Consider the following 14,956-nt stretch of genomic DNA (forward strand, 5'->3'; position numbering starts at 1 on the left):
ATCGAAGCCCAATCATCGTAAACGCTCCTCTAACCTTGAATATGTATGAGACGCGCACACTACAGGCGTTGGACATGTCCACTACCGGCAGGTAGTCTTGGTCTGGGCCAGTTGGGGGCCCAAAGGGGGAGTTGCATGCAGCGGAAGTCACTCGGTCTCGTGGCGCTGATCGTGGTCCCCGGCATCTTGATAGGGCTGGTCTTTTCCATCCTCGTATTCCTTGCCCCGGCAAAGCCCGCGGCTGCCGACTGCAGCCCGACCGTGTCAGTGGTTATCAACGGCGACACGAAAGTCGATGGCTACACCGAGGAGCAGTTGAAAAACGCCGCGGCGATCATGGGTGCCGGTAAGGCGCTGGACCTGTCGTTGAAGGGGCAGATGATCAGTGTCATGGTGTCCCTGGGGGAGTCGGGGCTGCGGGTGCTGGACTACGGCGACGGACCGGGCCCGGATTCCCGTGGGTTGTTCCAGCAGCGAGACAACGGCGCGTGGGGCTCCTACGCGGACCGCATGGACCCGACCATCAGCGCCACGAACTTCATCAATGCCCTGCAGAAGGTCGAGGGCTGGGAGCTGCTGGAGCCGACCATCGCCGGGAACAAGGTCCAGCGCAACGCCGATCCGTACCACTACCAGAAGTACTGGCCGGAGGCGGTCAAGCTCGTCGAGGCGCTTTCGGACGAAAAGTTCTCGCTGGAAGGCGGCGACTGCGCCATCCCTGGGAAGTCGGGTGCGGGGGATGACTACCCCTGGAAAGACTCTCCTACCTGGGTGCAGGTTGGAGCCAACGACGCCAGTACTTCACCGCTGAACTTCTACTACCGGGAGTGCGTGGACTTCGCGCTGTGGCGGGTGAACCAGCAGATGGGGTCCACCGGTGAGCCCTTTGAGTTCCTCAATGGCACGTTCCGCCCGGACGGCCAGCGCCTTGGCTCGGCGCTGACGTGGAAGGCCGGCTGGGACGCCAAAGGCTGGCCCACCGGTTCCATCCCCCGTGTGGGGGCGGTCGTCTGGTACGCGCCCGGGGCAGGGGGAGCGGACCCAACCTACGGCCACGTCGCCGTGGTCAAGGAAGTCAAAGACGACGGGACCTACGTCGAAGAGGGCTACAACGGCAACCCGCCCCCTGATGACCACAACTACTACACCCGGACCGTCGGCAACGAGATCCCTTCAGCGTTCCTGTACCTGCCTACCCAAGAGGAGAAGAAGTGAAGAAGCCCCTGGCCCTGATCGCAGTAGCCCTGCTCTGCGCCGCGTGCGCACCGGCAGCGAACACCACGCCACCACCGGCGGAACCCACGACCGTCACGCCTTCCGCGCCGGTTTCGTTGAGCGCCAGCAGTGGCCCGCAGGCTCCCGGGGGCACGGTCCCGGCCACGATTGGCATCACCTGGGATCAGGCCAGCAAGGACGCGGCCGTGGACGTCGCTGAGCAGGCGATGGGGGACTTTGCCCGCCCTGGTGTGGAGGAAAAGCAGTGGGCCAATGATCTTGCCCGTTGGTTGACGCCCCAGGCCACTGCCGATTACTCGGCTGTGGACCCGGCCAACATTCCCGCCAGTCGCGTCACCGGCCCGGCCACGCTGAGCGTCGATGAGGCCAACGGCTACGGGGTCATGGCAGCGGTGCCCACCGATGCCGGGACCTACACGGTGCAGCTGCTCCGCACGGGCAAGGAAGCCCCGTGGAAGGTCAACCGTTTCACACCTCCCTCGTCCTAAGTGCCGGAACTCCCCATCTCACACAGGTAAGGAAGAAGCCCATGAGCACCACGTCAACCGAGGTCCTGGCCTTTCCAAATATCAGGGCCATCGTCCGTGACAACGGAACCGCTGAGGTCGTCGTCGCGGGAAACTCCCGCATCGTCCCTGCCGGGGAGTCCCTGCAGGACCTTCGCAACAACGCCCTGGCCCTGGTTGTGGGCGAGGCGCAGACGCTGAATCGTCCTGTCAGGGTCCAGATCGAGGATCCCGAGGGACATGGGGAGCTGATCGTGCACTCGGACAACAGGATCGAATCTGTCTCTTACGAAGCCCGCCCCGCCCGGCGCCGGGCACCGGAACCCACGCCCCAGTCGCCAGCTCCCACAGGCGTTGCCACCGTCCAAGCCCCTGCACCTGAACCTGCTGCAGTGCCGGCAGAACTGACGGCTGCCGCCGTCGCCGCGGTGGACCGCCAGCCGTGGCCGCCGAATCCCGTCGCATCAGAGACGACGCCGGCGTCGGAACCGGAGACGGCAGCGGTCACAGAGGAAGCGCCGGTGACCCGGCGCAGCTTGAAGGAAACCTCCTTCCTGGTCAGCGCCCCGGTCCTGGAACCGGCCGCGCAGGGCTGGCGTGGTGCGCTCACGCGCCTTGGCTTCCGGATGGACCCGTCAGCCGAAGAACTCTCCGAGCGGGAGGATATCCGTACGGTCAGCCAGCATTGGCCAGGTCCCCGGACTATTGCCGTGGTCAACCGTAAGGGCGGTGCGAACAAGACCCCCACGGTGGTCATGCTCTCGGCCATCCTCGCCCGCTACAGCGGTGCCGCGACCGTCGCCTGGGACAACAACGAGTCCCAAGGCACCCTGGGCTGGCGCACGGAAAAGGGCGCCCATGACCGCAGCGTTCTGGACCTGATCGACTCCTCGGCCGAACTGCTCTCCCCATCAACGAACGCCGCGGAAATTGCCAAGTTCGTCCACCACCAGACCGCAGACAAGTTCGATGTCCTGCGCTCAGATGAGAACGAGGAAGGCGACCACGAAGTCACGGCCGAGGAAGTCGACATCGCCCACCAGGTCCTTACCCGCTATTACCGGCTGGTGGTCATGGACTCGGGCAACACCGCCCGGGCAGCGAATTGGCGACGGATGATCCACCACACCAACCAGCTCGTCGTCCCTGTGACGGCCATCGAGGACCGCGCAGAAGCCGCCCGGCTGACGCTGCAGACCCTCGAATCCCGCGGTGACCACGATGCCGACCTGGCACGCAACGCTGTTGTCATCGTCTCCGAATCCACAGACGCCAAGCCTGCCATGTCCGGGGATGCCTTGAAGCGGGCCAAAGACGAGGCCCAGCGCATTGCCGATGGTTTTGAACCGTTCGTCCGGGCCGTCGTCCGGATTCCCTACGATCCGGCGCTGGTCAACGGCCCTATCCGCTACGAAGCCCTCCAGCCCGCCACCCAGCGGGCATGGCTGGCCGCCGCGGCCGCCGTCGCCAAGGGCTTCTAAACCCACTCACCAACGACTTTTGAAAGGAGGAACCATGCAACAGTCCCTGAATCCCTGGATCACCAGCCCCACCGCCGACACTGCGGAACAGGAAGCACCGGATACATACATGCCGCCAACGGCCGTCATCAGTGCGCCTCTGAAGGGAATGGTTGAACCCGACGCAGCGGACCGGCTGGCCCGCCGCACCATGACCGGTTCCGCCGCGTTGTGGATCATCGGCGCTCACGGGGGAGCAGGCGAAAGCAGAATTGCGGACCTCCTTGGTGCACGCGCCACTGATCATTGCTGGCCCGTCCTCCACGACGGAGGCAAGCCACGGGTCCTGTTGGTCTGCCGCGCAGACATGCGCGGCCTCACGGCCGCCAGGAGTGCCCTGACCGAATGGGTGTCTGGTGCCACACCGGAAGTTGACCTGCTCGGCCTGGCCGTCCTTGCGGACGCACCGGGGAAAACTTCCAAAGCCCTCCGGGACTTCACCTCGATCGTCGGCGGGGGAGCGCCCCGGCTTTGGACCCTGCCCTGGGTGGAAGCCTGGCGGCACGGGGACTCCACGGCACCGTCGTCCCGCGAATACCAACGCTTTATCACCGACATGGCCGCCCTGGCCTTCGACAGCACATCAACCACCCTCTGAAAGGTCTCACCATGAACTACGCACTTCCCACCGGCGTCATCCCCAACCCCACTCCGACCATCCCTGCAGAAGCAGATGGGCTGCTCCTGGTCCTGAACTGGGCCTCCGGCATTGGCCTGGTCCTCGGCGTCCTGGGCGTGATCATCGTCGGTATTGGCATGGTCATCCAGCTCCAGCGGGGTGAAGGCGCGCAGGCCATCGGCAAGCTCGGCTGGGTCCTCCTGGGTTGCATCATCATCACTGGTGCGGCCGGCATTGTCCGCGCCTTCGTCTAAGCCAGCACCAACAACGGGAGGTTCACCATGAGCCAGTCAGCAGAGAGCACCACCGAAAGCAATCCGTTCACCAAGCCCGGTTTCATCATTGCGGCCGCGCTGGTGGTCGCGCTGATCGCAGCAACCGTCGTGATCTTCCTGCTTCCCAAAGGACAGGGCACCGCCCAGCCCGCCCCTGCTCCGGCAGAAGCCAACGCCTCAGCCACTGTCAGCCCCAGTGCTTCAGCTGGTGCTGACAAGAGCGTCTGCGGGCTTCCGTCTTCTTCGGAGACGTCGCTGGGTCGCGCGCCGACGTCAGAGTGGGAGTTGGTGGGCAAGATGGCAACACCAGAGGATCCTAAAATCGGGCCGGGCACAACCGATGAAGGTGGTTTTCGCTCATGCTTCGCGCATTCCCCCACTGGGGCCTTGTACGCAGCAATGAACGTTGCAGCGCTTGGCTCGTCTGGCTCCACAGAGCTGCAGCAGAAGCTTGCTGACAAACTGCTTGTCCCTGGCACTGGCAGGGACGCAGCGATGCGTGAAGTTGCCGCCGATACTTCCACGGCCCCCAGTACACCAATTCAGGTAGAAGGTTTCCTGATCAAGTCCTATACGTCCTCGGAAGCCGACATTGACCTTGCCTTTTCAACCGAGACGGGGGCGTTGGGCAGTACAACATTCTCGATGCGGTGGCTGGACGGAGACTGGAAAGTGAAACCGGCAGATAACGGTGTTACTTTCGGCAATATTTCACAGCTCAGAGACCTGAGCGGTTTCATCCTCTGGTCTGGAGTCTGACATGGCCGAGTGCTCTTGGGGAGACTTGGGCTGCGGCTTCGGTAACGTACTCGAAGACCTGGCTGACGACGCTATAGGGAACTTGGCGAAGGCCATCATGGAGGGCATGAGTCAGATGGTGACGACTCTGTCTACCTTTTGGGTTTCGATGCCCGCTCTGAACTTGATCAGCGAGGACGGGACTGGGCCAAGTCCCGTGGTGTCGATAGTCAACAGCGAGCTAATGACTTGGACGCTAACGCTGGCGGTTCTCGCCGTTATCCTCGGCGGCATCCGGATGAGCTGGGAACAGCGTGGCGCGCCGCTAAAGGACCTGCTTCGTTCGCTGCTCACACTCACAATGGTGTCCGGCCTTGGCCTGGGAGTTATCTCGATTCTGGTGATCGCGGCCGATGCCTTCGCGGTTGCCATTATCGAGCGCTCCACCGACGGTAAGGGGTTCGCCGATGCTTTTCAGAAAATAGCGGTCATCCAGCAAACCGACGCCGTCTTCATTCTCATCATCCTAGGTTTGATCGGGTTGATTGCTTCCCTTGTCCAGATCGTGCTGATGGTGGTCCGCAGCGGCATGTTGGTAATTTTGGCGGGCATTCTGCCCACGACGGCCGCGTTCACGAACACGGAGATGGGCCGGCAGTGGTTTCAGAAAGCAGTTGGTTGGACCATCGCGTTCATTCTCTATAAGCCAGCTGCGGCCATCGTGTACTCGGTCGCGTTCCTTTTGATGGGCAGCTACAGCGGGCAGGATGCCCTGGTCGGTTCGATCACGGGCTTCACGTTGATGATCGTTGCCTTGTTCGCGCTGCCGGCGTTGATGCGGTTCGTCACGCCGATGGTTGGTGCCGTTGCCTCGGGAAGCGGCGCTGCAGCCGGGGCTGCCGTGGGTGCGATGGCCACCGGTGCAGTGTCCCTGGGCCGTGGCGGCAGTGGACGAGGCAATGCCGCGCCAATCCCCGCGACAACAAGCACTACGGCTAGTACGCAGAGCACTTCTGCCAGTGCTTCGCCGAAGGGCAGTGACGGAGCGTCTGGTCCTCGGGGCGGGGGTGGTCAGCCCACTCCCGGTGTTACGGGTCCGGGCGGAGCCGCTGGCGCTGCGGCCGCAGGCAAAGCAGGCTCCGCAGGAGCAGGGGCAAGCGGCGGGGCAACAGTAGCTGGCCCGGCCGGCATGGCTCTAGCTGCTGGGGCGCAGGTGGCTACCAAGACGTCTCAGGCAATCGAGAAGACCGCACAGGATTCAACCGGGGAGGGCCCCAGTGGCAGCAGTTAACACCGAGTATAAGGAACCGTCCTACGGCAACTGGCGCGTGCCGCGCTCCGCCGGCCTGGGCAACCTTGGCGCTATCGGCACCGGGATTGTCATGGCCGGCCTGTTGCTGGGCATTACCACCTTCGCTATTTGGGGCCTTTTCCCGGGCCTTGCTGTCCTTGCCCTTGCCGGGGCCAGTACCCTGCTGCTCACGGTCAAGGACAAGCATGGCCAGTCCGTTGTAGACCGCTTCGGCACCCGCATGGCTTTCCGGCTCTCCAAGTCCACTGGGACGAACCTCTACCGCTCCGGCCCTTTGGGTGTGACCGAGTGGGGCATGTACCAGCTGCCTGGTCTGGCCGCGAAGTCGACCCTGTACGAGTTCGCCGACTCCTACAAGCGCCCGTTCGCCATGCTGCACGTGCCGGCCACCAGCCACTTCACCGTCATCTTCTCCACCGAACCCGATGGAGCCTCCCTGGTGGACCCTGAGCAAGTCGACGCATGGGTCGCTAACTGGGGTGGCTGGCTCGGCGGGCTGGCCGATGAAGCTGGACTGGACGCCGCGGCCGTCTCCGTCGAGACCGCACCGGACTCCGGGTACCGGCTCCGGAACGAAGTCGAGATGAACATCGACCCCAAAGCACCCGAATTCGCCCAGGCCATCCTGCGCGAGGTCGTTGATACCTACCCGGAGGGGTCTGCCACGGTCCGCGCCTGGGTGTCCCTGACCTTCAACGCCTCCCTGCGGTCAGGGTCAAAGAAGCGCACGCCTGAAGATGTTGCCAGGGACCTCGCCTCGCGGATCCCCGGGCTGTCCGCCCGGCTGCAGTCCACCGGTGCCGGTATCGCCCGGCCGATGTCGGCGCAGGAACTCTGCGAGGTCGTCCGCATCGCCTATGACCCGCCCGCTGCGCTGATCATTGATGAAGCCCACGCCGCCGGTTCCCCCGTTGCCCTGACCTGGGGTGAGGTCGGCCCCACCGCCGCCCAGACGAGCTGGGAAGAATATCGCCACGATTCCGCGTTCTCGGTTTCCTGGACGATGACGGGTGCGCCCCGGGGTTCGGTGAACTCCTCGGTTCTGTCCCGGCTTCTGGCCCCGCACGGGGACATTGACCGCAAACGCGTATCCATGCTCTACCGTCCGATGGATTCCGCAAAGGCCGCCACCGTGGTCGAGCGGGACCAGAACAACGCCAACGTCCGCATCACCTCCGGAACCCGGCCCACCGCCCGCGCCCTGGTCGATGCCCGATCCGCCGTGCAGACCGCCCAGGAAGAAGCCCGCGGCGCCGGCCTGGTGAACTTCGGCATGGTCGTCACCGCCACAGTGACCGACAGGGAACGGCTGCCTGATGCCGTGGCCGCCATTGAACAGACCTCCGGCACCGCCCGAGTGCTCCTGCGCCGCGCCTACGGCTCACAGGACACCGCCTTCGCCGCATCACTGCCACTGGGACTCGTCCTGCCCAAGCACAGCATGGTCCCCTCCGAAATCAAGGACGCGCTCTAATGGCACTCAAGGACCTTTTAACGTCAATGACAGTAAAGCCAGTAATGCCGGCGAAGGGCGCGCCGAGGGATAAGGCTGCGAAGCAGCCGCGCGAGGCCGGGCCGGGTGCCCGTGGCTGGTCCGGACGTGGTGGTGGCCTGGCACAGCTCGTCCCGTCCGTGAAGGAATACCGGGGGACCACGGTTCAGGTCTGCGGCCTGTGGCCGTTTTCCTCCGGCGCGTCCTCGCCCATGATCGGCGTTCCGCTCGGCAGGCACGAGGAAACACAGGCCACTGTCTGCTGCGACCCGATCAGCTGGTTCCAGCGCGCACGCCTCATCTCCAACCCTTCCGCTTTCGTCCTCGGCAAGCCCGGGCTGGGCAAGTCCACCCTGGTCCGGCGCATGTTCCTGGGCTTGGCCGCTCAGGGCGTCAACCCGCTGGTTCTCGGGGACCTGAAAGGCGAGCACGTCAGAGCCGTCGAAGCTCTCGGCGGGCAGGTCATTAAGCTCGGTCGCGGCGTCGGGTACCTGAACATTCTCGATCCGGGCCAGGCCGTCGAGGTCGCCCATCTCCTCGAGGAACATGGCCACCACGAAGCAGCCACCCGGGTCCGCGCTGACGCGCACGGGCGCAGGCTGAACATGGTCGTCTCCCTCATCACCATCAGCCGGAACAACCCGCCCACTGATCAGGAACAGACAATCCTGGACCGGGCTCTGCGGGTCCTCGATGACCGGTTCGACGGCGTCCCGGTGTTGAAGGACCTCCTGGACGTGATCGTCTCCGCCCCGGATGAGCTGCGGCAGGTCGCGTTGGACCGTGGCGACATGAACGTCTACCTGCAGGAGACCCGGGCGCTGGAAGCGACCCTGCTGGGCGTGACCGGGGGAGGGAAACTGGGAGAAATTTTCTCGCGGCAGACCACCAACCCGATGAAGCGGGACCGCGCCGTCGTCTTCGACGTCTCCAGCATTGACGAGACCGAAACTGACCTGCAGGCCGCCGTGCTGCTGGCGTGCTGGTCCTACGGCTTCGGGACGGTGAACGTTGCCAACGCCCTGGCGGACGCGGGTCTGGAGCCGCGGCGGAACTACTTCGTGGTCCTTGATGAGCTGTGGCGGGCGCTGCGCTCCGGCAAGGGCATGGTCGATCGTGTGGACGCCCTTACCCGTTTGAACCGCTCTGTCGGTGTCGGGCAGATCATGATTTCCCACACCATGTCCGACCTGCTTGCCCTGCCGGCAGAAGAGGACCGGATGAAAGCCCGCGGCTTCGTCGAACGCTCCGGCATGGTGATCTGCGGCGGTCTGCCCGCGTCGGAGATGCCGCTGCTGACCTCAGCGATTCCACTTTCCCGCCAGGAGCAGCAAAAGCTCATCTCCTGGCAGGACCCGCCCGCCTGGGACTCACGCGGCCTCGACATCGAGCCCCCGGGCCGGGGCAAGTTCCTCATCAAGGTCGGCGGCCGCCCGGGCATTCCCGTCCAGATAAGCCTGACCTCCATCGAGAAGAACGACGGCCTGAACGACACCGACACCCGCTGGCACGCACCGGCGAAGACGATCATGGACCCTCCAGCGCCAGCGCTCCCCCCTGAAGGAGGCGCCTTGTGAGTGCACCGAACCGCAAAGGAATGGGCCTCGAGGATGCCCTGCTGGTCTGGCTGGCCATCGGCGCCATCGTCATCTTCGGCGGCGGCACCTACGCCGCCGCGCACCTCGGATCGTGGATGGCCGGCATCGCCGCACCCCCGGCGCACCCCATCGACCTGGTCGCCGGCCTCATCAAAGGGCGGGTGCCCTGGCCAACCCAGTCCACCGTCGCGGCGTGCCTCATGGCCGGCCTGATCCTGCTTCTGGCCATCGTGGTACTCGTTGCGTGGCGGAAAGGCGCGTCCAAGCGTGCCCGGGTCGATAAGGCCGCACGTTACCTGGGCCGCGGCAAGTCCCTCGCCGCGTTCTCGGAGAAGGGAGCACAAGCCAAGGCCGAGCGTCTCGGTATCAAGGACAATCCCGGGATCGTCGTGGGCAAGCTGGTGTCCAGCGGCCAGAAGTTCGTCCAGTCATGGGAAGACCTCAGCCTCGACATCTGGGGACCACGAACGGGTAAGTCCACCTCCCGGGTGATGCCCGCCATCCTGGACGCGCCCGGCGCCGTGGTCTCAACCTCGAACAAGCGTGACGTCGTGGACGGCACCCGCGGCGTCCGCGAGAACGTGGCCCCGGTGTGGGTCTTCGATCCCCAGAAGATCGCTCAGGAAGAACCGGACTGGTGGTGGAACCCGCTCTCTTACGTCACCGACGAAGAGAAGGCCTACAAACTCACCCAGCACTTCTCGGTCGGTTCCCGGATCCCGGGGTCCAAGCCGGACGCCTACTTCGACCCCAAAGCCGAGGACATTCTCTCCTCGTACTTCCTCGCGGCCGCACTCGGCGGTCTGCCGATCACGCAGGTCTACCTGTGGGTGACGGAGCAGGTCAGTCAGGAACCCATCGAAATCCTCCGGGAGCATGACTACGAGCTGCAGTACAAGGGCCTGGAGTCCACGCTGAAGCTGGCCGACAAGCAGCGCGACGGTATCTTCGGCACCGCCGAGAAGATGATCCAGTGCCTCAAAAGCAGAAACACGCTCCGCTGGGTAGCCCCGGTCCGCGGCGCAAGCGTGGCCAGCGATGCCCGCCGGCAGTTCGACCCGCACGCCTTCGCCGCCTCTCCGGAGACGATCTACATCCTCTCCAAGGAAGGGGCCGGCTCAGCTGCCCCGCTCACCACAGCACTGACCGTGGCCATCGCTGAGGCGATGGAGGAACGGGCCGAGCGCAGCGGCGGCCGCCTGCCCAAACCTGCGCTGTTCGCCCTCGATGAGCTGGCGAACGTGGTCCGCTGGGCCGGCCTGCCGGACCAGTTCAGCCACTACGGCTCCAAGGGCCTGATCGTGATGGGCATCTTGCAGTCTTGGTCCCAGGGCGTTGAGCTCTGGGGCGAGGCGAACATGCGGAAGATCTGGTCAGCCGCGAACGTCAAGGTCTACGGCGGTGGCGTCGCCGAAGAAGGGTTCCTCCGCGCACTCTCGGACCTGATTGGGGACTACAGCTACATTAACGTCTCCGTCTCATCAGGGAAGTCCGGGTCCAGCCGCTCCCGGCAGGAGAGCAAGGAACGCATCTTCGATGTCTCCAACCTCGCCGAGTTGGACCGCGGCCGCGCCGTTATCCTCGCCTCCGGTGCACCCGCCACATTGGTCCGGACCATGCCCTGGTACACGGGGCCACACAAGGACGCTGTGGAAGCGTCCATCAAAAAGTACAGCCCGCAGGCAGAGGAAGAACCAGTACCGGTAGCAGCGGCGCCGGCCGCAAATCCATGGGTGACCGGGTAGGGGAGCAGGGTATGACCATTGAGATTGGCCGGTTCAGTGAAGCTCCCAGCCCGGACATCGAGGACACTGGCGCTCAGACCGCCGAACAGCAAAAGCCCCCGGAGCTGGTTTACGGCTCAGCCGAAGAGTTCCTACACGAGCAGCTGCTCCCCACCTACGTCCGCGACGTCGACGGACGGGCAGCAAAATGGTGCATCGAATGGTACTTCCACCCGGAAGCTGTCTCCCGCGTGGAAGCACTGTGGCGCGCCTGGGAACACCTACGACTCGACGGAGCCACCGGAATCAGCGTCTGGTTCAAAGACCACGCAGACCACCACATGAGCGTACTCCTCGACCCACGCGGACCCTTCTACAAATGCGACATGCAAAAACACCGGGACCCCGAACACCTCGAACCCAAAAAGGCTCCGGACGGATGGTTTCCCGACTTGAGGACTATCTCCGCCTGACAGATCAGATGCGGGCCTATGTACGGGCAAATAAAAAATCAGGGCGGGAATCAGTAATGAATTCCAGCCCTGATATTGTTTTACTGCTTCTAGTGAGCCGCTTCGTACTTCTCTACAACTTCGGCCTGGATACGACCACGCGTATTAACTGGTATGCCGTTCTCAGCCGCCCACATCCGTACCGATTTGGCGTCCGGGCCACCACGCGAGGAGGACTTGGTCCGGGCTGCCGGACGGCCCCGTCCGCCAGCTACCTTGCGACCAGCGTTGGCAAAGCGCGTCAATGCTTCACGGAGTTCGCCAGCGTGTGCCTCATTGAGATCAATCTCGTATTCGCTGCCGTCTAAAGCGAAAGATATCGTTTCGCTAGCTTCCGAACCGTCAATATCATCTTCCAGCACAACGACTGTCTTTTTTGCCATGAAATAAGGCTAGCAGCCTATTGAACAAGCAGATTACGAGAGCATCAGAACCTTAAGACGAGTCCTTCAGTCCTCGAACTGAATGGGAATTAGGAAAAGCGGGCACACACGTCACAACGGCAAGCAGAAGACCGAGCAGTCCACAGTTGGGGTCAGTCCGGGTTATCCACGGCTGGAATCGGGAGCCTTTGGTGTAGCTCCCTCAGCAGCCGTAGCGGTGGATAACCCATCAGGATTGTCCCTCGGCTGTGGGCAGCGGAACCGACTGTCCAGACAGTCTCTGGACAATTGCGCAACAGGCTGTTGCACAATTTCTAGGCACCCGCCGACTCGAGCTCACCACCAAGGTCGCCTGTCAGGTTGGAATCTAAGACTGTCCGCTGTGAATGTGCAGGAACTGCCTATCGGACCCTATTCTGACGCCCCTTTCCTTGCTGCCTGACGTCAGGTTGGGGTGTGCTGCAACAGGACGCGGTCATGAAAGGTGGCGCCTATTGCTCGTCGTCTCGAAACTAATGATGAGTGTCGATGCCGAGACAGCGGGTTGCGATACATAGTTGCAAGAATCGACGGGTCCCTGAGTTTCACCTACGGGTACACTGCCTTCGCAAAGTGGCTCTTCGTGGTTGCTAGGGAAATGAGTTCGTGTCGTTGAAGACAAGGGGGCCCGTGGCCCTGCTGGGATGAGTGTGTCTAAGCATTCAACGTGGAACAGGACCACGAGCCCTTGATCGAGCCTACCGGGGTCGCAGCTTGCCCTGCCACCATTCTCTTCAACCTGCCTGACTACCGTGTTATTTCCACCGTTGTTATTGCCGGCCGGCGGCAGGTGATCATCGAAACCGACCAGCTTCCGGGCTGCCCGAGCTGCGGGGTCATTGCGTCGCGGAGGAAAGAGCGCCGTCTTCAACGACTCCGCGGTATTCCCGTCGCCGGGCCGGTGGACGTGCTCTGGTCCAAGTACCGCTGGTACTGCGACGAAGTCGCGTGCGACCGGTTGTCGTTCTTTGAATCCACCCCGCAGGTGCCGTGTCGTGCCCGCTCCACGGCCAGGCTGCGGGACCAGCTCGTGGACGCGGTTATCCGCTCGGGCCGGGCCGTGTCGGAGACCGCCGCTAGGTTCGCCGTGTCCTGGTGGATGGTCCGGGCGGCGGTGACCGAGACCTGCCTGCTGCAGTTGCCCGACATGGACAGGCTCAGCCCGCGGATGCTGGGCACTGATGAGCGCCGGTTCCGGTCCGTGCGCTACTTTCAGGACCCGTCAACTAAGGCGTGCCCCCGGTTCGAACCATGGATGACAACCATCGTCGACTTGGACACCGGACAGGTCCCGGGTGTGGCTGCGCGGTGGCGATACACTCAGCTGCCGGGCCGCCCTCCGACTCGAGGAAGTGTTCGCCCTGGACGATCCGACCGGCACCCTCCAGGCCGTCTGGAAAGTCAAGGAACAACTCCGGGTCCTGCTCCGCACCGGCTTCCTCGACGACGCTGCGGCGGCCAAGAAGGTACTTGAGGAGCGGGTCACGGCAGCCGCACGGACGAAAACCAAGAGGCTCTACCGCACCGTATGCCGACGGCCGCGATCACAAGGGTGTCGGGGACTGGCTGTTCGCTCGGCCGCTGGAGTGGCGTCTGGCTCTGCAGGTGGTCGCGATCGACCCCTCCGCGGCGTTCCGTAAACCGGCTCTTCGCGGTTCGTGGGGAAATGAATCCCTGGAATGAGCGTCATGCCGCCGTCCGGACGGCACTTCTCAAGAGAATAACTGATTTGTAGTTGGCTGGATTGCGGTACCCGCGGGCGGTTCTCTTTATGTTTTTGATGGCGGTGTTGTTGGCCTCGACCTTGCCGGTAGTTGCGCCGGTGACGATGAGTACCTCGATCTCTTTCCACCATCGGCAGACCGTGCGGTAGAGCCTGTTCGTTTCAGGTCGTGCTGCTGCCTTGGCGAGTTCTTCGAGGACTTCCTTGGCTGCTGCGGCATCCTTCAGAGAGCTGGTGCGCAGAAGGTGCCTGAGCTGTTCTTTGACCTTCCAGACGGCCTGAAGGCTGCCAGTTGGATCGTCCAAGGTGAAGACTTCCTCGAGTCGCAGGGCGGCCCGGCAGCTGAGGTTGTCGCCGCCACGCAGCAGGAGCATGCGGTGGGCCCACGCCTTGTCGATTGCCCTGCCGCGGCGGCCCTTGACCTGCTGGGAGAGGTTTTGCCGGGTCTCGGTCATGGCCTGGTTGGCCAGCGAGATCAGATGGAAGTGGTCTACCGCGACAGCAGTGCGCGGAAGCCACATCCGCAGTGCCTTCCGGAATGCCGCGGAGGGGTCGATCGCGACGACCTGCACGGCCAGACGCCATTCCAAAGGCCGGGCGAATAGCCAGTCCCCGACACCTTTGTGATCACGGCCGTCGACCACACCGAGGACCTGGCCGGTGTCCAGGTCCACGATCGTTGTCATCCACGGTTCGAACCGAGTCCAGGCCTTCGTTGCCTGGTCCTGGAAGTAGCGCACGGACCGGAACCGGTGCTCGTCGATGCCCAGCATTCGCGGACTGAGCTTGTCTACGTCGGGCAGGTGCAGCAGCCAGGCCTCGGTCACCGCCGCCCGGACCATCCACCAGGACACGGCGAAGCCGGCAGCTGTTTCAGATAGGGCCCGGCCGGAGTGGATGACCGCGTCCACGAGCTGGTTTCGAAGTCGGCTTGTGGAGCGGGCACGGCGGGACCTGAGGCGTGGATTCGAAGAAGGAGAGCCTGTCGCACGCCGGTTCCTCGCAGTACCAGCGGTACTTGGACCAGAGCACCTCCACCGGGCCGGCAACAGGAATATCGCGGAGCCGTTGGAAGCGCCGTTCCTTCCGCCGGGAAGCGATGACACCGCAGCTCGGGCAGCCCGGTAGCGCGTCAGTCTCGACGATGACCTGCCGCCGGCCGGAAGTGACGGTGGTGGAAATGACGCGGTAGTCGGGCAGGTTGAAGAGGATGGTGGCAGCGTCGGCTGCGACCCCGGTAGGCTCGATCAAGGCTCGTGGTCCTGTTCTAGGTTGAATG

General features: G+C 63.8%; 15 protein-coding genes. 12 read left to right on the forward strand and 3 right to left on the reverse strand.

Annotated features, from left to right (window positions below):
• Positions 1–135: 135 nt before the first annotated feature.
• From M1E07_RS00825 to M1E07_RS00875, 11 genes are all read left to right on the forward strand, one after another.
• Positions 136–1,215: a CHAP domain-containing protein gene (locus tag M1E07_RS00825; RefSeq protein WP_461186809.1), complete on the forward strand. Its 1,080-nt coding sequence runs from the start codon at positions 136–138 to the stop codon at positions 1,213–1,215.
• Positions 1,212–1,724: a hypothetical protein gene (locus tag M1E07_RS00830; protein WP_461186810.1), complete on the forward strand. Its 513-nt coding sequence runs from the start codon at positions 1,212–1,214 to the stop codon at positions 1,722–1,724. The genes M1E07_RS00825 and M1E07_RS00830 overlap by 4 nt, the downstream gene beginning before the upstream one ends.
• A 41-nt stretch (positions 1,725–1,765) precedes the next feature.
• Positions 1,766–3,223: a MinD/ParA family ATP-binding protein gene (locus tag M1E07_RS00835; RefSeq protein WP_461186811.1), complete on the forward strand. Its 1,458-nt coding sequence runs from the start codon at positions 1,766–1,768 to the stop codon at positions 3,221–3,223.
• A 34-nt stretch (positions 3,224–3,257) separates the two neighbouring features.
• Positions 3,258–3,860 (forward strand): DUF6668 family protein, encoded by a 603-nt coding sequence (locus M1E07_RS00840; protein WP_461186812.1) that lies wholly within the window; start codon positions 3,258–3,260, stop codon positions 3,858–3,860.
• Positions 3,861–3,871: 11 nt separating this feature from the next.
• Positions 3,872–4,135, forward strand: coding sequence for a hypothetical protein (locus tag M1E07_RS00845; RefSeq protein WP_120693024.1), 264 nt, complete (start codon positions 3,872–3,874; stop codon positions 4,133–4,135).
• Between the two features lie 27 nt (positions 4,136–4,162).
• Positions 4,163–4,915: a hypothetical protein gene (locus M1E07_RS00850; RefSeq protein WP_461186813.1), complete on the forward strand. Its 753-nt coding sequence runs from the start codon at positions 4,163–4,165 to the stop codon at positions 4,913–4,915.
• A gap of 97 nt (positions 4,916–5,012) precedes the next feature.
• On the forward strand, positions 5,013–6,185 hold the full coding sequence (locus M1E07_RS00855; RefSeq protein ID WP_461186836.1) for a hypothetical protein: 1,173 nt from the start codon (positions 5,013–5,015) through the stop codon (positions 6,183–6,185).
• Positions 6,172–7,680, forward strand: coding sequence for an SCO6880 family protein (locus tag M1E07_RS00860; RefSeq protein WP_461186814.1), 1,509 nt, complete (start codon positions 6,172–6,174; stop codon positions 7,678–7,680). Before M1E07_RS00855 ends, M1E07_RS00860 begins: the two co-directional genes overlap by 14 nt.
• A 26-nt stretch (positions 7,681–7,706) precedes the next feature.
• On the forward strand, positions 7,707–9,275 hold the full coding sequence (locus tag M1E07_RS00865) for a helicase HerA domain-containing protein (protein ID WP_461186815.1): 1,569 nt from the start codon (positions 7,707–7,709) through the stop codon (positions 9,273–9,275).
• Entirely contained in the window at positions 9,272–11,041 is a 1,770-nt protein-coding gene (locus M1E07_RS00870; protein ID WP_461186816.1) for a type IV secretory system conjugative DNA transfer family protein, read from the forward strand. The genes M1E07_RS00865 and M1E07_RS00870 overlap by 4 nt, the downstream gene beginning before the upstream one ends.
• Positions 11,042–11,052: 11 nt before the next feature.
• On the forward strand, positions 11,053–11,493 hold the full coding sequence (locus M1E07_RS00875) for a DUF4913 domain-containing protein (protein ID WP_461186817.1): 441 nt from the start codon (positions 11,053–11,055) through the stop codon (positions 11,491–11,493).
• A gap of 89 nt (positions 11,494–11,582) precedes the next feature.
• Here M1E07_RS00875 and M1E07_RS00880 read toward each other — a convergent pair whose 3' ends face one another.
• Positions 11,583–11,915 carry a histone-like nucleoid-structuring protein Lsr2 gene (locus M1E07_RS00880; RefSeq protein WP_461186818.1) on the reverse strand — a complete coding sequence of 111 codons (333 nt, stop codon included), beginning with the start codon at positions 11,913–11,915 and terminating at the stop codon, positions 11,583–11,585.
• An 829-nt stretch (positions 11,916–12,744) separates the two neighbouring features.
• On the opposite strand from M1E07_RS00880, the gene M1E07_RS00885 reads away from it, so the two are divergent.
• Positions 12,745–13,428 (forward strand): transposase family protein, encoded by a 684-nt coding sequence (locus M1E07_RS00885; RefSeq protein WP_461186837.1) that lies wholly within the window; start codon positions 12,745–12,747, stop codon positions 13,426–13,428.
• Between the two features lie 212 nt (positions 13,429–13,640).
• On the opposite strand, the gene M1E07_RS00890 is transcribed toward M1E07_RS00885, so the two are convergent.
• Together M1E07_RS00890 and M1E07_RS00895 are read right to left on the reverse strand one after the other, a co-directional pair.
• Entirely contained in the window at positions 13,641–14,588 is a 948-nt protein-coding gene (locus M1E07_RS00890; protein ID WP_461186819.1) for an ISL3 family transposase, read from the reverse strand.
• On the reverse strand, positions 14,551–14,928 hold the full coding sequence (locus M1E07_RS00895) for a transposase family protein (RefSeq protein WP_461186820.1): 378 nt from the start codon (positions 14,926–14,928) through the stop codon (positions 14,551–14,553). The genes M1E07_RS00890 and M1E07_RS00895 overlap by 38 nt, the downstream gene beginning before the upstream one ends.
• Positions 14,929–14,956: the final 28 nt, after the last annotated feature.

It is taken from the genome of Arthrobacter sp. Z4-13, from assembly GCF_054792705.1.